The sequence below is a fragment of the Anabaena sp. EIM26 genome (genome assembly GCF_057568715.1).
Window position 1 is genome coordinate 4994876 of sequence record NZ_CM172472.1, and the last position, 20886, is coordinate 5015761.

Genomic DNA, 20886 nt, shown 5'->3' on the forward strand with positions numbered 1-20886 from the left:
TACTCAGTTATTTTACGTCAAAATCGCTCCACCCATTAACCGCGCATACCTATACTTCAACTCATCCTTCATTAACGGCCAACGCTCTAAATCCACATCCATATCAATTACTTTCTCTGCTGCTTGTCGCGCTAACAGCAAAACTTCCTCATCTTCCACCAAACTAGCTAAAGTAAAATCTGCTACACCTGATTGACGAGTTCCCATCACTTCCCCAGGGCCTCGAAAACGCATATCCATTTCCGAGATAAAAAACCCATCCTGTGACTGTTCCAATACCTTCAACCGTTGTTGAGCATCAGGACTTCTTGAACTGCTCATTAATAAACAATAAGATTGCGCTGCACCTCGTCCCACACGTCCTCGTAATTGGTGTAGTTGCGATAAACCAAATCTTTCCGCGTGTTCAATGAGCATCACAGTTGCGTTTGGCAAGTCTACACCGACTTCAACTACAGTAGTAGAAACTAAAATTTGCGTTTCATTATCGCGGAATTTGGTAATAGCTTCGTCTTTTTCTGCTGAAGTCATGCGACCATGCAATAAGCCAACTTGAAAATCAGGAAAAATGCTTTCTTGTAACTTTTTATGTTCATCAACTGCTGAACGCAAATCTAATTTTTCTGATTCTTCCACCAAAGGTAAAACTACATATATTTGCCTACCTTGGGCAACTTCTCGACGCATCAAATCATAAGCTTGTTGTCGTTGTTGACCACTTAACATTGTGGTTTTAATTTGTTGTCTTCCTGGTGGTAATTCGTCAATTTGACTAACATCTAAATCACCATGTACTGTTAACGCCAAAGTCCGGGGAATGGGAGTCGCTGTCATGGTTAAAACATGAGGTTGTTCGCCTTTTTGCTGTAATCTCGCTCGTTGTTCTACCCCAAAACGATGCTGTTCATCAATTACAACTAAACCCAAACGTTGAAAATTGACTTTATCTTGAATTAAGGCATGAGTTCCAACTAACAAAGGTAATTCACCTGTTTCTAATTGAGAGTGAATTTCTCGTCTTTTGGCTGTTTTTGTCGAACCTGTTAATAATTCAACTGGCAAATGTAGCAAGTTAAACCAACTAACTAATTTGCGATAATGTTGTTCTGCTAATACTTCAGTGGGAGCCATCAAAGCCGCTTGATAACCTGATTGAATTGCTGCCACAATAGCCACAACGGCAACAACTGTTTTACCTGAACCGACATCACCCTGAACTAACCGATTCATGGGTGTAGATTTTTGCAAGTCGTTGAGAATATCGTTAATAACTCTTTGCTGTGCGCCGGTGAGTTGAAAAGGGAGAATTTTGTGGAAATTTTCTAATAGTTGTCCTTTGGGTGCAAGAATGGCGCTAGTTTGAATTTCTTTGGCTTTTTTCTGACGTTGCAGTAAGCCTAATTGGAGATAGAAAAATTCATCAAATACTAGACGGCGACGGGCTATTTTTAAAGTATCGCTATCTTCAGGGAAATGAATATTTGCGATCGCATCTTTCAATTCCATCAAACCATATTTTTGCCGCAAACCACTAGGTAAGGGGTCTTTCAAATTCACCGTCGCAGGTAAGGCCGTAATTACCGCTTGACGTACCGTATTCGCTACCACTCCCTCAGTCAAAGCATAAATAGGAACAACCCTGCCAATAGTCAGCGAATCAATCGCATCTCCGGGATTTGCTAAAACTTCCAGTTCTGGGTTATCCAGCGTTACACCATATTTACCAGCTTTTACCAACCCACAAGCTGCCAGCACACTACCTACAGCATAACGGCGTTTTAAAGTTTCCTGCCAAGCACGACTACTAAAACGCGCCCCAGCATAAAAGCGCCCAACTTTAATTTGCCCTGTATTATCTTTGAGCAGCAATTCTAAAATTGATAATTTCTTATTTTTAGGGCTAGTAAAACAATTACAACGCTTCACAGTCGCTATTATCGTTACAGTTTCACCACCTTGCAATTCTTGAATATTGACTTGCCGTGCATAATCAATATGATCACGGGGATAATAAAACAGCAAATCACGCACAGTATACAAATCTAAACGCGCCAAATTTTCAGCTTTTCTCAAGCCAATTTCTGGCAATTCGCTGAGTTTTTGGTCAATTTTTGGTGCTAATCCCCGACTGACTTCGGCCACAATTGGGGTTGTAGGATTGAGGGTTTTGTTTGGATATATTTTCCCCTGCTCCCCCTCTTCCAGTTCTTGCTGTAATTGGTAGAGGTATCTTCTAACTTCTGCGACTAAATGCTGTCTGACTTGTACACCCCAAGTTGGATATTCAGCAAATTGCATGGCTATTTGATGCCAGCGCGATCGCTCTTTTGGTGGTAAAGCCTGGGGAAATTTCCCAAAAGTCAAACTGAGAAATTCACTGAAGCGGTATTGCTTACCCACCAAATCCGTGAAACCATGTTCGGCCTCTACTGCCAAGGCTTTATGCAATCTTATCCAATCGGGTATGTCATTAGTCATTGGTCATTGGGGATTGGGCATGGGGCATGGGGCATTGGGCATTGGGCATTGAAATTAATTGATTTCTATCTACACTCATGACTCATTACTCGGTACTCATTACTCGGTACTCTATTCAAACCAACTAGCACGCCATGCAGCTTCAGCTTCAGAAATTTTGAGTTCCCGTTGCTTTTTTTGATACTCTCGCCCCGCCTTATTTAGCTGTACTAAAATATTACGAATTTGTTTGCGCCCTGACAACAGTGTGGTATCCGCAAATTCAATTTCTCCTAGTCGCAAGTTAATAGTTATCAGCTGCGTCACACTAGAATCATCTGGTTCTTCCTCATTACCTATTTCAATTACTAAATTTAAGAGGTTGGGTGGCCCAGGTATAACTTCAGCAGATGCTTCTGACGCTGCCGCAGCGGCAGCTAAAATCGGTTCTGGTAGTTTTTTGGGTAAGATCCCAGCTTTCTGAATCAAAAAGTTAGCATCATGAGAGACTTTTTTCAGTGTATCCTGAATCGCTTCCTCTATATCCTCATGCCATTGAACTAGTTCTATCGGGTTAGAAGGGTCTAAATATTTTGGATTTTCGAGTTCGGATTTTCGATTGTCGTCAACTTCCTCAACTTCCTCAACTTCCTCAACTTCTTCAGATTCTTCAACTTCTTCAGCTTTAAGATAATCTAGTAGCTGCACAGCTGCTTTTTGACCCAATTTGCGGATGCCTTGTTGCAATTGTTGCCGCTGATTTAGGGACAATTGGAGAAAGTTGTCAGAATATCCCTGGGTGCAAAGGTGATAAACAGCCAAAATTAACTGTTTTTGTAAAGCTGCCCCCAAAATAGTTAAATAGCTAACATAACTGCTATGGAGTTCTGTAGCGATCGCTCTAATCGCCTCTTTTAGCATTGTTATATCTTGTTCTATTCGCTCAATTGCTCTGGCCATATCTTCTCGTTACTTTCCATTTTCTAAAAAATTCACAAACACAGGATTTGAAATTTTCTACTACCTCTAGTGTACTGAATTCCAATAAAATACAGGCCAGCAAAGCTTGCTAGACCTGTATTTTCAGTAGTTATTAGGCAACTAAACAACTAACTAATGACTAAGTTACTTAGCGCCCATTTGAGCCGCTACTTCGTCAGCAAAGCTCATTTCTTGCTTGTCGATACCTTCACCTAGAACATAGCGGACAAAGCGATTGATTTTAATGTCTTCACCTACTTTAGATTTAACTTGCTTCACCAATTCTTCCACCGAGATACTTTGGTCTCGGATGTAAGGTTGATCTAGCAAAGTGATTTCTTTTAGGCGTTTGTCAATCCGTCCTTGAACAATCTTTTCTTTGATGTTCTCTGGTTTGTTCCCCAAATCATCTTTGCCCATTTCGATGTCTTTTTCTTTTTGGACAAATTCGGCAGGGATTTGGTCTATGGTGACATACTCGACATTAGGACAAGCCGCAACTTGCATTGCCGCATTCCTAGCCAAGTCTTGGAAATCTTCATTACCAGCTCCTGACTCAGTTTGGGCGTTCAGTTCCAGCAACACCCCAACTCGGCCTCCAGTGTGAATGTAGCTGTCTACTACCCCTGGCGTGCCTGCTGGTAGGGCAAAATTGACAAAGCGCCGTACTTGGATATTTTCACCCAAGGTAGCCATTGTTTCTTTAATGAATTCGTCAACGCTAACGCTGGATTTTTCCAGATAGGGTTGAGCCAGCAAGGACTCCACACTATCAGCAGTTGCTGCTTGTTGTGCCAGGTTCTTAACTAAAGATTTAAAAGCATCGTTACGGGCAACAAAGTCTGTTTGGCAGTTGACTTCTATAAGTACACCAACCTGACCACCGGACTGAATATAGGTGTCTACTAGACCTTCAGCAGCAATGCGATCGCTTTTTTTACCCGCTGACGCAATACCTTTTTTACGCAGCCAGTCTACGGCTTCTTCTATATTGCCTTCAGTTTCTTTCAAAGCTTTTTTGCAGTCCATCATGCCAGCGCCGGTTTTTTGGCGTAGCTCTTGGACGAGTTTTGCAGATATTTCCGCCATGTTGCCTCAATTCCTATTTTTAGTTTTCATCCTTCATTAGCTTATTCTTCCTCTTCTTCGTCGGGAATTACTGCGTCAGCGTAATCGCTTTCGTCATAGTCGTAATCTCCCTCAGCACCTTCATAATCGTCATAATCACCTTCCGCTTCTAGCTGACCGTGACGACCTTCATAGATAGCATCTGCTAATTTACCGACAATCAACTTAATTGATCTAATCGCGTCATCATTAGCGGGGATAGGAATGTCTACTACATCTGGGTCACAGTTTGTATCCAACATGGACACAATAGGAATACCCAATTTTTCACATTCTTGAACTGCGTTATACTCCCGTCGTTGGTCAACAATGATCACAACATCGGGTACTTTCCGCATATTTTTAATACCACCCAAGTACTTTTGCAGCTTAGTCATTTCCCGACGCAGCATTGAAGCTTCTTTCTTGGGTAATAAATCTAGTGCGCCATTTTCTTCTCGACGTTCTAAATCTTTGAGCCTATCTGCTCTGGTTTTGATTGTCGCCCAGTTGGTGAGCATTCCACCTAACCAACGTTGGTTAATGTAGTGAGAACCGCAACGAGCAGCTTCTTGAGCAATAATTCCTGCTGCTTGGCGCTTTGTACCCACAAACAGAAATTTCTTCCCTTGCTCAGACTGCGATCGCATATAGTTGTAGGCATTATCCATCAACTGGGCAGTTTGTACCAAGTCAATGATATGTACACCATTGCGAGAAGTGTAGATGTAGGGAGACATCTTTGGGTTCCAACGTCGGGTTTGGTGTCCAAAGTGAACCCCTGACTCCATCATTTGAGCCAATGAAACAACAGGCATTTTTGTAACTCCTATTCGGGTTAAACCTCCACCCAGGCGCATTTCCATAACGGAAACACCCGAATCCCCGGATGTGCGGAATTTTTAATTAACTTTACTAGGGTAGCACAATCGTGGCGTATGTGAAGGGATGCCTCGATTTTTATATCATAATCTACACAATTAACAGTAAATGGAAATGAAAAAAGCAGCAATTTAATTAAGGTTTTTAATATTTATTTATCTTGCTATAATTTTACCACACCTATTTGAGGTCAAGTAATGAAAGCTTTTGAAGTCATGGGAAAAGTTGATGAAAAAGGTCAATTATTATTAGATAAACCTTTAGAAATTCATACATCTAGTCAAGTCAGAGTAATTATCCTTGTATCAGATGAAACTGAATTTGATCCTGATGATACTCCCATTGTGGAAATTAAAGCAAGTTTAAAAACAGCATTACAAGAAGCAAAAGCAGGAAAAAGAATACCTTTAGAAAAAATGTGGGAAGGAATTGATGCAGAATGATTCTTTCTTAATTAAGATTGATTTAACTCCTGAATATCAGAGAAATTTAAAATCTTTAGCTAAAAAATACCGGAATATTCGTTCTGATACTCAGTCTTTCATTACAGAATTGCAAAAAGGCAATTTATTAGGAGATAGGTTAACTGGTTTTGATGAAGATGTTTATATTTATAAAGCTAGAGTCAAAAATAGTAATATTCAAAAAGGTAAAAGTGCTGGTTATCGGGTAATTTATTTACTGGAATCTGAAACCAGCATTTTATTGTTAACAATTTACAGTAAATCTGAACAACAAGATATTACTGATCATGATATTAATTCTATTTTAGACGAATTTTATAGAGATGAATAAGAAAAGCCAATGATATAAAATGTTGGGTTATGGCTAACGCCACGCTCCGCGAACGTTACCTCAAATCAACCTACTTACTAGGGTAGCACAATCGTTGCCTATGTTGAAGGGATGCCTCGATTTTGCTATCATAATCTACACAACTGACGCACCTTACTAATCGTGGTTATAGTTGATTAGTAAGCGATAGCTTTCTGCTTCAGCCCCATTTCTTAGCCATTCAATCGGCTGTTCTGCTTCTATTTTATCTGGATTTACCCAAACAATATCCTTTAGTTCCTCTATTTTTATAGAAGCTTCACTAAAAAACTTTCTAGCAGTATTATCATCTAATGATATAACAATTTTATCTGTTGCCAGTGCTGCTTCTATTAAACATAAATCTTTTGTCATTTCCCCAATTCTTTTATTACTCACATTGGCAGCAAGACTTTCTACTTGAGTCCATAAATCACTATCAATCGAAATATCTAAATATTTAAATTTTTTCTTAGCCACCATTTGAGTAAGCCATTTTCGAGCAAATGGTGATTGATGTTTATCCCACTCTTTTTTAATATCTGGTGTCATCACAATTTGGTGACAAATTTGCAAAACTGCCATCAGAAAATTACGGCAGTTTACTGAAGTTGGATAAGTTGCTTCATTAGTACCACATGAACGTGCAACAGAAGCATCAATTACCAAACGCTTAAAATCTACTTTATCCCCCATGTATCCCTTGCATTAAACGAGCTTCCGCAGCACTTAAATAACGGTTTTCTAGTTGTAGAGATATATCACCAAAATCCTCTGGCCAATCTCCAAAAGCCCCAGTTTCATCTAAATCAGCACTATTGACTCTTGTTGTACCATCTTCTTGGCGTGTGAACCAATGAAGTTTCACTAAATCTGGCGATAAATTACCTTCAGCAACTAAAGACTGAATTGCTAAAATTAATCTATCACTATGAGTTTCGACAACTACTTTTACACCCCTTTTTGCAGCATTTGCTAATATTTCCGCCATAGCAACTTGAGCGCGGGGGTGAAGGTGAATTTCCGGTTGTTCAATGTAAACTAATTGTCCTGGTTCAGCGACTAGCAAAGCAACTAAAACTGGTAAAGTTTGGGAAACACCAAAACCAACATCAGCAATATTGACCATATCATCTTTAGCATCAGAGTTTCGTGGTAGACGACCAACTCGAAGCTCGACTTGTGTATCATTAACTTGTTTAGCCTGAACTTTACAAGTTAGACCAAGAGTTTCCAGTGCATTACCTAAGTCTTGAAGACGTTTATTATTTCTAGTGTTCTGCCAGTGATTAATAACACTAGCAACATAATTATCAAATGTACCAGTAAATTCACTACCTATAGCTGTGGTTTTGTAGTTACGTTCAGGATTGCCTCGTAGTCCAGGTAAGTGTATTATTTGGCTAATATGTTTTTCCCATAAATTAGAAAGACCCGGAGTAAAAACATCCAGAAATGGGAACATTATTTTTTTTGCCCCTTTAAAACCAACTCCAAAAAAACAACGTTGACGGCTAACGCTCCATATGAAATTATTCTCATTATTAATTTTATTTACTCTTTTTTGAAGTGCTTTAGATATATCTATATATGCTTGAGGTAAAATTTTTACGATATCTTCTGACGACATATCATGGGAAAGAATAAATTCATTTATACCGTCATCATATATCATTTTAATTAATTCTATTGCTTTACTTGGATGTTTTTTAAATAGATTAGTAATAGATTGATTATTTTCTATTTCAACCTTAATTGAAAATTGATTATTAACTTTTCTAGTAGGCACAGTAGAAAATAACTGTGCCGCCAAAGTAAACTGAACATGAGATCCATTAAGTAATAAAGCACCAGGATCATAAGTTGCTTCTAGAGTTTGTTTCATCAACAATAAAGGCTGCATGATGCTTGACTTTCCCGAACTATTAGCACCAGCCAAAATTGTTAACGGACGTACTTCAATACTGCACTCATCATAAAGCGACTTATAGCCATTGACAGAAATTCTGGTAATTCCTTTTAAACTTTCCTTTTCATTACCATTCTTAGAATTAGACTGATTCATAATTTCACCCTCATAATTTTAGTTGATCATCTCAACATTCTCATTATATTCTCTTGCATTTCTCTCTCCGCGCCTCAGCGTCTCTGCGTGAAATAAATCTTTATCCTGCTTTTTTACTCTCCTTGTAAGCAGCATAAACCCCCTTCACATTATACCAATTCAAGAAAATCCGCGCAATTTCCAAAGCCAACTGCGGTTTACCCAAATCAATCAACCATTGCAAAAATGGAGCCATCGTTCTTTCATTTAATGCCCCATTTAAAGAAAGTATTCCCCACAACAAACGATGAAACCAAGTCATTTGAATCATCATTTTTACTTCCCATGTAGGATGTTTTTGATAAAATAAAACTCCCATGCGTCCGCGTTGAATTTCCTGATCAATTAATTTAGGAATTTGCTTTAAACTAAAAGGTGGATGCCAATGATAACCAACGGCTTCAGGACATTTAATTAATTGTAAACCTAAATTTTTCAACCTTACCCCTAACTCTAAATCTTCCCACCCATAAAGTTGAAAGCCAGTATCAAATAAACCAGCTTTTTCTAACCAATGTTTAGGAATAGCGACATTACCCGTAGCGAAAAAAGCAGCAGAAAAATCTGTAATTTTATAAGGTTCTGCGGTAGGGTTCTCAAAGTTGCAAGTGTTAATTACAGCACCGTAAGTAAAAAAGCTGTCGTTTCCTAATTTCTCCCTTCCCTGCACTAAGGCATCTGCATGAGCTGGTAGGAAATTCTTCAGCACTACCAAATCACTATCAATAAAGATAATTGTATCTCCCAGCGCTTTCTCTACCCCCAAATTACGAGCAGCAGCAGGCCCAGCGTGGTTTTGTTGAAAACATTGTACATGAGGAAATTCTTCTTCGTGTGCTGCTAACCATTCTAAAGTGCCGTCAGTAGAACCATCATCTACTAAGACAATTTCATAATCCGTAACAGAACTTGATGTACTCAAATCTTGCACCTCCAAAGCGCGGAGGCACTTTTCTAAAATAGGGAGACGATTGTAAGTCGGTATAATAACGCTGAAAAACACAGTTTCACCCACAACAAAATTATCCATTTCCAGGATAGGACAACAGAGTACTTTTCACTGTTCCTGATCTAAATTTGGTGATAGGGAGCAGGGGGATTTGTAACAAAATAGTATGAAATACTCTGGTTTGAAATGTAACTGGAATTAGGACTTACGTGAAAAACTGCTCAAATACCTATTTATACCTATCGCGTCAGTTGCTACAACAAGGTGTACTGAGTGTGTTCAAAAATCAAATAGGACTCCTATATACAATCTTCTAAGAATTTAAGAATTATTGAACAACCTTATTATTGAAAATTATTTTTATTGCTAATAAGTCTTAAGTAGAAAGATTCAGACTGAGAATATTAATAGGAGGATGTTTGAAAAGTATCAGAATTGATTGAGAACCCACACAACAAAGTGTTCAAACATTCTCTAAAGTTGTGTTAGAGAGATTTTGTCTAATCGTTATATAGCAAAATATAAGTGTAGTAGAAATAATATGTTGAACGATAAACGGTATTTTAACTGAAAAAATACTGATTGATAAATTAGAATTAATCAATATATAACCTGATATTAATGCTTGCTACTTAAATTTGAGATGGACTTGATAAGTCTTGCGTGTATGAGCAGCAAAAATCAATTTTAACCTGTTATTAACTAAAGCTCACTCTCAGTTTTAACCTGTTATTAACTAAAGGTTCATGGCTGTTAAAAGTCAAAAAAATATCAGCAAATTTTCTGTAAATCTGTAGGTTTTTCTTTACTAGACTGAATCCTGCTAGTGAGAAATGAGCTAAATCATAGCAATCCTCAATCATTTGTGAGCAAGAAAATGGCTGAAAGTCTTGTAAATACACACTTTTTATCACCGTATTTTCTCACGTTTCGATTTGGATTGCGATCGCAACCTTGTAAACATTAAAGTAGAGAACCAAGAATGAAAGGTCAATTTCATCCTAAGAACGATATAACCATCAACCCATCCGGTAACGAGTCAATCCTGGACGTAATTGATCGTGTCAGCATAAAACGCAGACGATTTATCACAACGGCTGTAGGTGCTTCAGTAATGACTGTACTAGGTGATATGACCCTTGGTGGTTTTCTCCAAACCGTAGAAGCAGCCACAATTCCTGCGGGACTTGGATTTGCTGGTATTGGCTTCGAGAGCATCAAGCCAAATCTCCGCAACCCAGCAACAGGACTATTAGAAAAGGATCTCGTCACTGTTCCTAAAGGTTACACAGCCAAAGTTTTAGTTGCATGGGGTGATCCCATTATGCCCGGTGCGCCAAACTGGTTACCAGATGCTTCCCAAAATGCTGCGGCACAGGAAAAGCAAATGGGGGAAAACCATGATGGTATGCACTTTTTCCCCTTACCCGGACGAAGCTTTCTCAACCGGACAGCAGGTTTGCCAGTAGCTGTTGAAGGTAATGCTTACAATAACAGCGGGTTACTGTGCGTTAACCACGAATATACCCAAGAGCAATTCCTTCATGTCGGTGGTAATGCAAGCAACGAAACCATGACCATTGAGAAAGCAAGAAAGTCTCAAGCTGCTCATGGTGTATCTGTTGTAGAAATATCCAAAAACAGATTTGGTAATAACTGGAGTGTTGACCGCAATTCCCGTTATGGTCGCCGCATTACAGGTAACACAGAGATGCGAGTTTCTGGGCCTGCTGCGGGTGATGCCTTGATGAAATCCAAGAAATTTTCCATTCAACCTAATGGATCATTTGAAATTGGCATCAACGATGGCTACACCGCTTATGGTACAGTCAACAACTGCGCTAACGGTGTAACTCCCTGGGGTACTTACCTGACTGCGGAAGAAAACTTCCAAGGCTATTTTGCTAACCAGACATTTGCTTCTGGACAAACTGCCGATGTCAATAACGATGCACTAGCAACTGTCGGTCTAACCAGTAAAAAGGCTGATATTCTCAACGGACAAAGAAGGCACGGTATTCCTTCCGCGTCTAGTTATCGTTGGCCTGTGGTTGATCCACGTTTTGATGCTTACAACAATCCCCTCGAACCTCATTTGTTTGGTTGGATGGTCGAAATTGATCCTTACGATCCCGAAAGCAAACCAGTTAAACGCACATCTATGGGTCGTTTTAGACATGAGAGCGCCCAATATGTTGTTGATGACAACAATATTCTGGCTTTCTACATGGGTGATGACAACGTTAATGAGTATATCTACAAGTTCGTTTGCTCTAGACCATACAATCCCAAGGTTCGGACTGCTAACCGTGATTTACTTGACTACGGTACTCTTTACGTTGCTAAGTTCAATGACAACGGTACCGGTCAATGGTTACCTTTGGTATGGGGTCAAGGTGGTTTGACACCAGCAAATGGATTTGACAGCCAAGCTGAAGTATTGGTTAAAACCAGACAGGCTGCGGATAGAGTTGGCGCGACCATGATGGATCGTCCAGAGTGGGTTGGTGTCCGCCCCCGCATTCGTGGATTCAATGAAGTTGAAATTTACTGTACTTTGACCAACAACTCTCGTCGCGGAACAGAACCTGTCTCCGTAAACAACCCAGACGGCACAACCCCAGGAGGTACTGCACGCCCCCCTGTTGATACCGCTAACCCGCGTCCTAATAACTCTTACGGTCATGTTATCCGTTGGCGCGAATCTGGACGTAGTGTTACCGCTACCACGTTCAATTGGGATATTTACGTTTTGGCTGGCGACAAAAAAGACCCCGATCCAATTCGTCAAGGTAACATTAATGGTGACGACTTTGGCTCACCAGATGGTCTTTGGTTCGATTCCTACGGTCGTCTGTGGATTCAAACTGATCAAGCAGGTGATGGGACAGGTGCTTATACTAACATCGGTGGTAACTCGATGGTTTGTGCCAACCCTAATAACCCAAGAGAGATTAAACGATTCTTAACTGCTCCTACAGATTGTGAAGTGACTGGTATAACTACTACACCTGATCACAGAACTATGTTCATTAATATTCAGCACCCAGGCGATAGCGGAACTGTTGCTAATCCTACAACTCATAGCAATTGGCCAAACAGTCAAGGTTATGGACCACAAGGTCGTCCCCGTTCTGCGACAGTGGTAATCACAAAAAATGACGGTGGCATCATTGGTACTTAATTCTTGGTCAGAATCAGGATATCCACCGATTAAAGGATGAACAGGATAAAAATAGGAACTGTACTATAGCAATTCCCAAGCTCATGAAATACACCCCAGCCGCGCTATCGCGCACCCTCCCCTTGGTAAGGCGAGGGTTGGGGAGGGGTAATTTTGTATATCACGCTTAGTGGGAAACGCTATATGAATTACCTATTACGAGCTTCACCTAGATGTTTTGATTGACTAATTAGTAATTGAGACTCAATTAAAGAACAGAGCTTACAGCGGGTTTCATGTATTTGTACCACACACTAATTTTTCTATTTCTTTCTTTGCATTTTTGCGCCTTTGAGTGAGATATAAAAATGTGGTTCATTTACCCGAAAATCACCGTAAAATAAGTTACTTGATGAGGGTGCATTTATAAAAATGTACCCTGATTTATTTATTCGTGAAATTTGCTGCATCGAAAATAGGAATGTTATGAAAATAAAACTCAAGTTTTATCTTTTCTTAGCCTTGATTTAATCTAATGTTTTGAAAAAATAAATAAAGTTTTGTTCGGTTATTTTATTGCTATCAATAATTAATTAAAATATTTTTTTACGGCTTGACTAAATAATTACTTAAAAGTAATATAACTCTGTTGCAAGATCTACGCACTGCAAAGGTTAATCAAAATTTAACTTAAATTGTGTTGAAATATAATGTTTTTCACCTTAGATGCTGAACAGTAATCACACCTTAAATTCAACAGTTTATGTTGATAAAATCGCTTGCTTTAACAGTAATTTAAATAGTGAAATTTCCCACAGCACAGATGTAAGATGCGTAGATTGCGACTAAATTAAACTTTCAATAAAAGGAATAGAAGCCGATGAAATTGAACAAAAAAGTAGCGATCGCATTAGTTACAGTTTCCACTAGTTTATTTGGCTTTGGTTCTGTAGCTTCTGCTGGTGAAGGTGGTGCTGCTGGAGCGGTAGCAGCTACACTTGACGCTAATGGTTTAGTAACTGGAATGGCTGCTGCTGGATCTGTTGGTAAAAATGATGCAGCTGCTACAGCCACCAGTAACTTTGGTGTTGTCTCAGCGGCTGCTTTGGGAAGTGCTGGCGTAATCGAATTAATTAGCGATAGTGGATTTTATTCCTTTGACGATGGTGTAAATGCTGAACAAGAAGTTTACAACAACGTCACTCTTAAAGGTAGCGCAGATACTGCTTTAGAAACTAGCCAAGCTAACTCTATTGCTACCTTCACCGAAACTCCCATCGGATCTGTTGAAACTGGTTTTTAGTTTTTTCAACTCCTAAATCATTTACTTAATAGAGAATATGATCTCTCACTTAATTTAAGTAATGTTTAGTGCGTTCATCTAGAATTTAACCACTTCCTTAATCTGTTAGAGACATGATTTATCCGTGTCTCTAGCTTACCCTGTCAATAAATAAAATCGCCATCATTGTAAGTCTGATAAAACCATAGATTATCAAATAGTAATTTTTGGCGTAACCGTTAAAAAAATCTAATAACACCGGGTGTTTATTGCAGGTATATTAACCATGTATATGATAAATTTGTGGCGCGTAAACTTAAATCTTGTCCTGGCATTATTATTTAGTACAATAACAATATCCTTTCCTAAAACAGTTCGTGCTGATATATCCACAAATACACTAGAAATAGAAAGTATCAATAATAATAACAAATTAGAATTATCAGAAATCTCTGAATCTGAAAATACTTCCGCCTTAATTGCTAATTTGGAAGCTTTGACAATTGTGTCAAATTCAGAAAATCAATTACAAGCATCTTTATCTAATTTTAGTCAGCAGACAAAAGTAACAGATTTAATAAGCACTAATTCCCAAGTTCCATTTTGTTTGTCTAATAATACTGAACCAACAAAATTTACCGCAGTTACGGATTTAGCCAAAAATAATTATCAAGTTAATTCCTGTACTTCTAATAAAATTAGTCAAGTAGAATCTAGAAACAAGCAATTAGATCTACTAGATCCTCCGGTAGATCCACAACCTACAGTTGATGAATTGGATATTGAACAAAAATTACCAACAGAAAAAATACCCCAAACTGAACAAGAATATATTATTTACCCCAGAGTTGCAAATGAGCAAAAAATTCATCCCCGGACAACTACTATTCCACTAAATGGGGAATTGATTAATCATTTAACTGATAGCCAACTAAATCTAGGTTCTAGCTTTGGCAATAATCAAAATACTACTTTTGATGTCAATGGACTTGTTAAAATTAACGGACAAATACAAGAAAATGTGACAAAAAATAATATTTTGACTGTAGACCAAATAGGAGAATATTTACAACTGCAAACTGTAAGAAAAACCAGAGAAGTTACTGTTAATTTCCGAGAACCTCAGACAGTATTGGGTACACATCTTCAATTCAGTATGATAGGTTCATGCATATTACCTGGTGGTAATCCAAATCAAATATGCACATATATTCCTGGATTGAAATCTGCTGATATTAATCCTGAAAGCCTGACACCCAGGAGAATTTTTCAAACTTCAAAAGTAGGTGATATCGTCAAAGCAGAAACAATAGCGGCTATTCGCCAACCAGGTTTTCAATCTGGTGCTAATGGTCAAGAAATTGGCATAGATTTATTTTTACCAAATACAGGTTCATTGATTGGTAATAGCACTGGAAATCAGCTTTCTATCACTAGAAAAGAAGAAATAGATAATACACCTGTAGCAATTTATTCTAGAGTTAGACAGATTGTGAAAGTTAATGACCGTGAAGCTGTAATGGGTCGGACAGTAAGAGGTTTTAGCTTCATTTTAAATGATGATAATACGTTATTGAATACAGCTTTGCAATTGGGATATAGTTTGTTGCCTGATATTGTTCCTGATATTGACGGTTCAGAAAATCGAGTCAATTCCAATGTCAATAATAATTTGTTTTTAGCTGCTAATAATGTCAGGATTCCTGCTAATAGTTTGACTGCTTATCACGGAGGAATGGCTAGAGCGCAGAGTGTACCGCCAAAAGCGGCAAATTTGAGGCAAGTACCTGCTGCTACCTTCAATGGTATTTGGTTAGGTGCATCACCTATTATCAAACGCAGATCTGATATTTTTACTCGTCTTGAACAAACTGGAACTCAGACAGTTTTAGCTTCTGGTGGTGGAGAAGGGGGATATGGTTCTAATGCGAGTTTTGTTTCTAATATTAACAATCAAGTTTTTTCTACACTCGACTTACAAGATTTCCATACTCAAGTTTATGTCACAGTTCTCAATCAAGAAGTTAATAATGTCACATCTAACAGATATAGAGAAGAAACAAAATATGCTCCACATCTGAGTTTCACAGGAAATATCACAGGGTCACAGGAAGCGTTGAGATATTATACAGGTGTAATAGGTGCAGAAGACGAAATTAAGGCTTATGGTGGAGTGGATTTTACTAAAAATACTGCAAATGGATGGAATTTTTCTGGGGGTGTGATTGGTTATATTAATCCGGATGTTGATTACTACAGTCAAGTAACAAGTAGTGTTGGTAAACGTATAGCCTTCAGTCGGAATAGTAATTTAGTTCTATCCACTGGAGTTAATTATGCTTTTGATAGAGAAACTCGCCCCAATGACTTTGTAAATTCAATTACAGTTAGAGCTAGGGTGAATTTAGGTAATGTTTGGTTTGGTTTAACTAACTATTTTGGGGATGTTTTGCCCGATTCACTTAAAAATACTTTGGTAACAAGTGCTGGTATTCAATTTAGTAATAATTTTTCATTATCTGCATATTATAATCCTGTAAATGAAAATGCTGCTCGTTCTGTCTATGGTGCTGGAGCGCGATTGAGACTTGGTACAAATCAGAATAGTCCTACACTCAACCTATCCTGGAGAAATAATGAGTATGACTATGGCAGAGATCTGACTGGTAATGAATTGAAAATAAATGAGAATATATTTACCGTGTTTTTGAGGAGTAATTTTTAAAGAGGGTTTTTAACCTACATATCTTATAATAATGACTCATTGTTTGTTTTCCTAAATGGAGAAACTAATGGGTCGCGCTAAAAAGGTTGTTCTGGCATATTCTGGTGGAGTAGATACTTCTGTTTGCATTCCCTACCTGAAGCAAGAGTGGGGAGTGGAAGAGGTAATTACCCTAGCAGCAGATTTAGGCCAGGGAGATGAATTAGAGCCAGTTCGAGAAAAAGCGCTGAAATCGGGTGCAAGTGAATCCCTTGTAGCGGATGTCAAAGATAGCTTCGTGAAAGAGTACGCATTTCCCGCTATTCAAGCCAACGCCCTCTATGAAAATCGCTATCCTCTGGGAACAGCCCTCGCTCGTCCACTGATTGCTAAAATCTTAGTAGAAGCGGCTGCAAAATATGGTGCTGATGCGATCGCTCATGGTTGTACTGGCAAAGGTAACGACCAAGTACGTTTTGATGTCTCCTGTACAGCCCTAAATCCCAATTTAAAGATACTCGCACCAGCGAGAGAATGGGGAATGAGCCGTGAGCAAACCATCGCCTATGGTGAGCAATTTGGCATTCCTACACCAGTAAAAAAATCTTCTCCCTACAGTATTGACAAAAATTTGCTGGGTCGCAGTATTGAAGCTGGTACGTTGGAAGATCCAACCGTTGAACCACCAGAAGAAATCTATGAAATGACCAAAGCCATAGTAGACACTCCTAACGAGCCAGAATATCTAGAAATTGGTTTCCAAAAAGGGCTTCCTACCACAATCAACGGCACATCTAAAAACCCAGTTGAGTTAATCGAACAACTCAATCAGATAGTAGGAAATCACGGTATTGGGCGGATTGATATGATCGAAAACCGCTTAGTAGGCATCAAATCGCGGGAAATATATGAATCACCAGCGATGATAGTTTTAATTAACGCCCATCGTGATTTAGAAAGCCTCACTTTAACAGCCGATGTTAGTCAATACAAACGGGGTATTGAAGAAACCTACACCAAATTGGTATACAACGGCTTGTGGTACAGCCCACTTAAAGCCGCATTAGATGCTTTTATTCAACAAACACAAGAACGAGTTTCTGGTGTTGTGCGGTTAAAACTGTTCAAAGGTAATGCCACTATAGTTGGTCGTTGGAGTGATAACTCTCTCTACACTCCAGACTTAGCAACCTACGGTGCTGATGACAAGTTTGATCATAAAGCAGCAGAAGGGTTTATCTATGTCTGGGGACTCCCAACTCGCATTTGGGCGCAGAACAACAGATAACGCAGGTTATGGGTGATAGGTAATAGGTAATAAAACGTAATTACCCATTACCCATTACCTAATCCCCAGTCTGATGTTTAACTTGACGAGATTCCCACCAAATAGGCACAACAATCACAGCCACTAAAATCAGTAATGCCAAAATTGCAAACTGACTTACCCAAGCGACTAATTGCTCTAGGGAAACAATTTTGCCTGCAAAAAAAGCTAAAGTCACCATTGCACTAGCCCAGGCAGTTGCCCCAGCCAAGTTGTATACCAAGAATTTACCAAAAGGCATTTCGGCAATACCAGCAAGTGGCGCAGCAAAAATTCTCAATAAGGCGAAAAAGCGACCAAAAAACACAGCTTTAGCCGCATTTTCACTAAATTGCTCTTTAATACTTAGCAATCGCACTTCAGATATGCGGAATATCTTGCCCACTTGTAGCAGGAACGGCCAACCACCAACCCTACCAATCCAATAGCCACAATTACCGCCAATGACAGCACCTGCAACTGCATCACCCAGAACTAGCCAGTAATTTAGCTCATCACTGCCAGCTAAGAAACCACCTACTAGAGTTACGGTTTCACCGGGAAGAGGAAGACCCAAATTCTCTAGCAAAATTCCTAAAAAAATTGCCCAATAACCGTAAGATTGAGCAAATTCTTGGATGTTTTCTAGTGAAATTAGCTCAAGAGACATCCAGCACCGCCGACTTTACAAATTTTTACCTTTAATATATCTTGGCTTGTTTTTAGTGAGGGTGTCAATCAAGACGCGACCAGAAATCAATCGCTTTCTGTATAAATGATTAATATTTACTTAAATTTATATTTAATTATCAAAAAGTTATAAAAGTACATACAGCTTATAAGAATTTTGTAACTGTTAAGTTCGCTACGGAAATCTCAAGCATTTATGCTTATACTAGATTCACGTATCAAAAATTATACTATCTTGTTACTGTACCAACTCTTATGAGCTATAATTGTATATAAGTCTCGAAAAATCGGTTAAAAACAGTAATTCCACTGTTGAGAATTAATCCCTTTTGATATAAAAACCGCATTATCAAAGTTTCAAATGCCCAGTTCAACTACCCGGTTAAATTCATGACTCTTACACAAGAACGCCAAGTAATTTTGTTCAAACCCCAAGGAAGCATAGACTTAGAGGTTGGTACTGACTTGAGCGAACAGATGGCTGGAGTAACTCCCTTACCTGAACAACTCTGGGTTATCGATCTAGCAGAAGTTGACTTTATGGATAGTTCTGGTTTAGTCCCTCTAGTACAAGGTCTGAAAGCTGTACGTCAGAGTGGTTGTCGCTTGGTTCTTTGCAACGTAAAAGCGCCTGTAAGGTTAATTTTGGAACTTACTAAGTTGGATTCAGTGTTTGAAATAGTTAATAATTACGAAGATATATTTTCTAGTGTCAATGAAAAAAATCTAGCGACAGCAGCCTAAATCTCGATTTTGCTCAGGGGAAAAATAGCAAAATGAGGGGATAGAGGGGTTAGTAGCCATCTCATTCAGGTTGACACCTTTGCAAATTTGTCTATAAAATTACAAACTGTCAATATCTTTTTCTAAGTGTTATTGCCCCTCTTTCATAGATCCCTTCCAAGTCATAGCTTAATAATAAATATTAGGCATTTTGAGGAGTGGATATATTACTTTGTCCAGATATGGGACTAGAAAAATTTGGTAAATCAATACCGCTATGACTTGCGTGGCGAGTTTTTAGTGCTAACCGATAACTTACACTTTGTAGCTCTGCTTGTAATTGGCGATTTTCTCGTTGTAGCATTGCGACCTTATCTCTGACAGGAGTCATTCTTTCCTCAAATTTACGACGATAAATTTGGGGCAATTCTTGTACTACCTGCTCTAACATCCGACTACGATCAGTAAGTTCTTGGACTGATTGTCGCAATTGGTGGATTTCTTGATCACGAGATGTAATTTGCTCTTGGTAGAACGTTACTTGCTGTTCGACAGCTTGAAGTTGTTCTCTTAAAGCCTCTAATTGACTTAAATCGCACTCAGGTTCAGACCGTTGAGGGATAAAACTAGTATTACCCTTGACAAGCCGGAACAGTTCTTGTGATAGCTGTTGCACTAATTGATCTCGAAGTTGCAATTCTTGATGCAACTGCGATACTTCAGTAGAAAGAGTTTGGATGTCGGGGGTGTCTGATTGGCTCACAGTGGCTTACATCTCTTAGGTATAACTGCGATGATACTACCTTTGGTAAGTACTTGGGGAAGTAATCACATACTGAATGTTGTTATCTTATGTCGAGGAAAAATACAAATCACAAAGGATATATTTGAGAGTTTGTATGCCTCTTTTTATAGCCTTGTTTGATGGGAAGTGCGATTTTAATACGATAAAACTAGGTGTTTAAGCTTTTTTGGATAAAATTTTATTTTTCACCATCCTTGAAGTCATGTTTAAAAAAAGACGGCATTCTTGCCTATTATGTTTTTCCTATACCTTAATTATGTTATGGAAAAAAGGTGTGGCATGATTTCATGAAAAACATATCGCATTTAAGAGAATTTTGCAACTGTTAAAATACGCAATTTTATCTAAAAGTTCTGATTTCATAAGTAATTCAATAAAAAAATTTTCTGTAGGTTAAGCATATAGCTTGCCTTACAGAAAATATTACTAGGAATCTTTTGGAGGAATTCCTGGAAAATTCCTCAATGAGTCATGTTTTTAGGCAGTTACAGCCTCTGGTTCTGGTTTTTCTTTACGGATCTGCTGCTTAATGGTCATGTAGCGAATCACTTCTTCACTCAATCTCATGGCGCGTTCTACTGGTGCGATCGCAGTTGGAGGTGCTGTGTAGTTTAATTGAATGTAGATGCCATCACGATGCCTATTGATTTCATAAGCAAGACGGCGCTTACCACGATTTTGAATTTCGATATTCTCAGCACCTTGTTCAATGAACAAATTCTGATATTTGGCAACGGCTTGCTCTACCTGCTCATCTCCCAAGTCAGGACGCAGGATGTACATTGTCTCGTAAACTGTGGTCATTTATCTTTAGTTACCTTATGGACAAATCGGCTGCTGCTGTTAATTTATACTAGTAAATTTCAACGTTGCTGATACAAATCAACATCTGAAGCAACAAGGAATCCCAATAATAACAC

At 38.7% G+C, this 20886-nt stretch carries 17 protein-coding genes; 7 read left to right on the forward strand and 10 right to left on the reverse strand.

Annotated elements, in window-relative coordinates; translation table 11 throughout:
- Positions 1–12 precede the first annotated feature (12 nt).
- The 4 genes from recG to rpsB form a co-directional block, all read right to left on the reverse strand.
- Entirely contained in the window at positions 13–2478 is a 2466-nt protein-coding gene (recG, locus tag AC012T_RS21775) for an ATP-dependent DNA helicase RecG (RefSeq protein ID WP_487060766.1), read from the reverse strand.
- 111 nt (positions 2479–2589) lie between these two features.
- Positions 2590–3417 (reverse strand): hypothetical protein, encoded by an 828-nt coding sequence (locus AC012T_RS21780; RefSeq protein WP_487060767.1) that lies wholly within the window; start codon positions 3415–3417, stop codon positions 2590–2592.
- A 165-nt stretch (positions 3418–3582) separates the two neighbouring features.
- Positions 3583–4527: a translation elongation factor Ts gene (tsf, locus tag AC012T_RS21785; protein WP_487060768.1), complete on the reverse strand. Its 945-nt coding sequence runs from the start codon at positions 4525–4527 to the stop codon at positions 3583–3585.
- A 41-nt stretch (positions 4528–4568) separates the two neighbouring features.
- Entirely contained in the window at positions 4569–5363 is a 795-nt protein-coding gene (rpsB, locus tag AC012T_RS21790) for a 30S ribosomal protein S2 (RefSeq protein ID WP_487060769.1), read from the reverse strand.
- 261 nt (positions 5364–5624) lie between these two features.
- Here rpsB and AC012T_RS21795 point away from each other — a divergent pair, with 261 nt between their 5' ends.
- Together AC012T_RS21795 and AC012T_RS21800 are read left to right on the forward strand one after the other, a co-directional pair.
- Entirely contained in the window at positions 5625–5870 is a 246-nt protein-coding gene (locus AC012T_RS21795; RefSeq protein ID WP_487060770.1) for a type II toxin-antitoxin system RelN family antitoxin, read from the forward strand.
- Positions 5860–6222, forward strand: coding sequence for a type II toxin-antitoxin system RelE/ParE family toxin (locus tag AC012T_RS21800; RefSeq protein WP_487060771.1), 363 nt, complete (start codon positions 5860–5862; stop codon positions 6220–6222). Before AC012T_RS21795 ends, AC012T_RS21800 begins: the two co-directional genes overlap by 11 nt.
- A gap of 156 nt (positions 6223–6378) precedes the next feature.
- On the opposite strand, the gene AC012T_RS21805 is transcribed toward AC012T_RS21800, so the two are convergent.
- The 3 genes from AC012T_RS21805 to AC012T_RS21815 form a co-directional block, all read right to left on the reverse strand.
- Entirely contained in the window at positions 6379–6936 is a 558-nt protein-coding gene (locus AC012T_RS21805) for a hypothetical protein (protein ID WP_487060772.1), read from the reverse strand.
- On the reverse strand, positions 6926–8305 hold the full coding sequence (locus tag AC012T_RS21810; protein ID WP_487060773.1) for an AAA family ATPase: 1380 nt from the start codon (positions 8303–8305) through the stop codon (positions 6926–6928). The genes AC012T_RS21805 and AC012T_RS21810 overlap by 11 nt, the downstream gene beginning before the upstream one ends.
- Before the next feature lie 100 nt (positions 8306–8405).
- On the reverse strand, positions 8406–9374 hold the full coding sequence (locus AC012T_RS21815) for a glycosyltransferase family 2 protein (protein ID WP_487060774.1): 969 nt from the start codon (positions 9372–9374) through the stop codon (positions 8406–8408).
- A gap of 901 nt (positions 9375–10275) precedes the next feature.
- Here AC012T_RS21815 and AC012T_RS21820 point away from each other — a divergent pair.
- From AC012T_RS21820 to AC012T_RS21835, 4 genes are all read left to right on the forward strand, one after another.
- On the forward strand, positions 10276–12477 hold the full coding sequence (locus AC012T_RS21820; protein WP_487060775.1) for a PhoX family protein: 2202 nt from the start codon (positions 10276–10278) through the stop codon (positions 12475–12477).
- A gap of 859 nt (positions 12478–13336) precedes the next feature.
- A complete protein-coding gene (locus tag AC012T_RS21825; RefSeq protein ID WP_487060776.1) occupies positions 13337–13759 on the forward strand; it encodes a hypothetical protein in 423 nt (140 codons plus the stop codon).
- A 265-nt stretch (positions 13760–14024) separates the two neighbouring features.
- Positions 14025–16463: a hypothetical protein gene (locus AC012T_RS21830; RefSeq protein WP_487060777.1), complete on the forward strand. Its 2439-nt coding sequence runs from the start codon at positions 14025–14027 to the stop codon at positions 16461–16463.
- A 67-nt stretch (positions 16464–16530) separates the two neighbouring features.
- Positions 16531–17730, forward strand: coding sequence for an argininosuccinate synthase (locus AC012T_RS21835; protein ID WP_487060778.1), 1200 nt, complete (start codon positions 16531–16533; stop codon positions 17728–17730).
- Positions 17731–17788: 58 nt separating this feature from the next.
- Here AC012T_RS21835 and AC012T_RS21840 read toward each other — a convergent pair whose 3' ends face one another.
- Entirely contained in the window at positions 17789–18418 is a 630-nt protein-coding gene (locus AC012T_RS21840; RefSeq protein ID WP_487060779.1) for a DedA family protein, read from the reverse strand.
- Between the two features lie 410 nt (positions 18419–18828).
- Between AC012T_RS21840 and AC012T_RS21845 the strand changes: the two genes are divergently transcribed.
- Positions 18829–19182 (forward strand): STAS domain-containing protein, encoded by a 354-nt coding sequence (locus AC012T_RS21845; RefSeq protein ID WP_487060780.1) that lies wholly within the window; start codon positions 18829–18831, stop codon positions 19180–19182.
- A gap of 181 nt (positions 19183–19363) precedes the next feature.
- Here AC012T_RS21845 and AC012T_RS21850 read toward each other — a convergent pair whose 3' ends face one another.
- Together AC012T_RS21850 and rpsF are read right to left on the reverse strand one after the other, a co-directional pair.
- Positions 19364–19924 (reverse strand): Npun_F5560 family protein, encoded by a 561-nt coding sequence (locus AC012T_RS21850; protein WP_438892726.1) that lies wholly within the window; start codon positions 19922–19924, stop codon positions 19364–19366.
- A 519-nt stretch (positions 19925–20443) separates the two neighbouring features.
- Entirely contained in the window at positions 20444–20770 is a 327-nt protein-coding gene (gene rpsF / locus AC012T_RS21855; RefSeq protein WP_487060781.1) for a 30S ribosomal protein S6, read from the reverse strand.
- Positions 20771–20886: the final 116 nt, after the last annotated feature.

Bases quoted from the DNA above. Each gene is read 5' to 3' on its own strand.
- AC012T_RS21810 (WP_487060773.1), bottom strand. From the start codon at position 8,305: ATGAATCAGTCTAATTCTAAGAATGGTAATGAAAAGGAAAGTTTAAAA.
- AC012T_RS21805 (WP_487060772.1), bottom strand. From the start codon at position 6,936: ATGGGGGATAAAGTAGATTTTAAGCGTTTGGTAATTGATGCTTCTGTT.
- AC012T_RS21835 (WP_487060778.1), top strand. From the start codon at position 16,531: ATGGGTCGCGCTAAAAAGGTTGTTCTGGCATATTCTGGTGGAGTAGAT.
- AC012T_RS21800 (WP_487060771.1), top strand. From the start codon at position 5,860: ATGCAGAATGATTCTTTCTTAATTAAGATTGATTTAACTCCTGAATAT.
- rpsB (WP_487060769.1), bottom strand. From the start codon at position 5,363: ATGCCTGTTGTTTCATTGGCTCAAATGATGGAGTCAGGGGTTCACTTT.
- rpsF (WP_487060781.1), bottom strand. From the start codon at position 20,770: ATGACCACAGTTTACGAGACAATGTACATCCTGCGTCCTGACTTGGGA.
- recG (WP_487060766.1), bottom strand. From the start codon at position 2,478: ATGACTAATGACATACCCGATTGGATAAGATTGCATAAAGCCTTGGCA.
- AC012T_RS21795 (WP_487060770.1), top strand. From the start codon at position 5,625: ATGAAAGCTTTTGAAGTCATGGGAAAAGTTGATGAAAAAGGTCAATTA.
- AC012T_RS21815 (WP_487060774.1), bottom strand. From the start codon at position 9,374: ATGGATAATTTTGTTGTGGGTGAAACTGTGTTTTTCAGCGTTATTATA.
- AC012T_RS21780 (WP_487060767.1), bottom strand. From the start codon at position 3,417: ATGGCCAGAGCAATTGAGCGAATAGAACAAGATATAACAATGCTAAAA.
- AC012T_RS21840 (WP_487060779.1), bottom strand. From the start codon at position 18,418: ATGTCTCTTGAGCTAATTTCACTAGAAAACATCCAAGAATTTGCTCAA.
- tsf (WP_487060768.1), bottom strand. From the start codon at position 4,527: ATGGCGGAAATATCTGCAAAACTCGTCCAAGAGCTACGCCAAAAAACC.
- AC012T_RS21845 (WP_487060780.1), top strand. From the start codon at position 18,829: ATGACTCTTACACAAGAACGCCAAGTAATTTTGTTCAAACCCCAAGGA.
- AC012T_RS21825 (WP_487060776.1), top strand. From the start codon at position 13,337: ATGAAATTGAACAAAAAAGTAGCGATCGCATTAGTTACAGTTTCCACT.
- AC012T_RS21830 (WP_487060777.1), top strand. From the start codon at position 14,025: ATGTATATGATAAATTTGTGGCGCGTAAACTTAAATCTTGTCCTGGCA.
- AC012T_RS21820 (WP_487060775.1), top strand. From the start codon at position 10,276: ATGAAAGGTCAATTTCATCCTAAGAACGATATAACCATCAACCCATCC.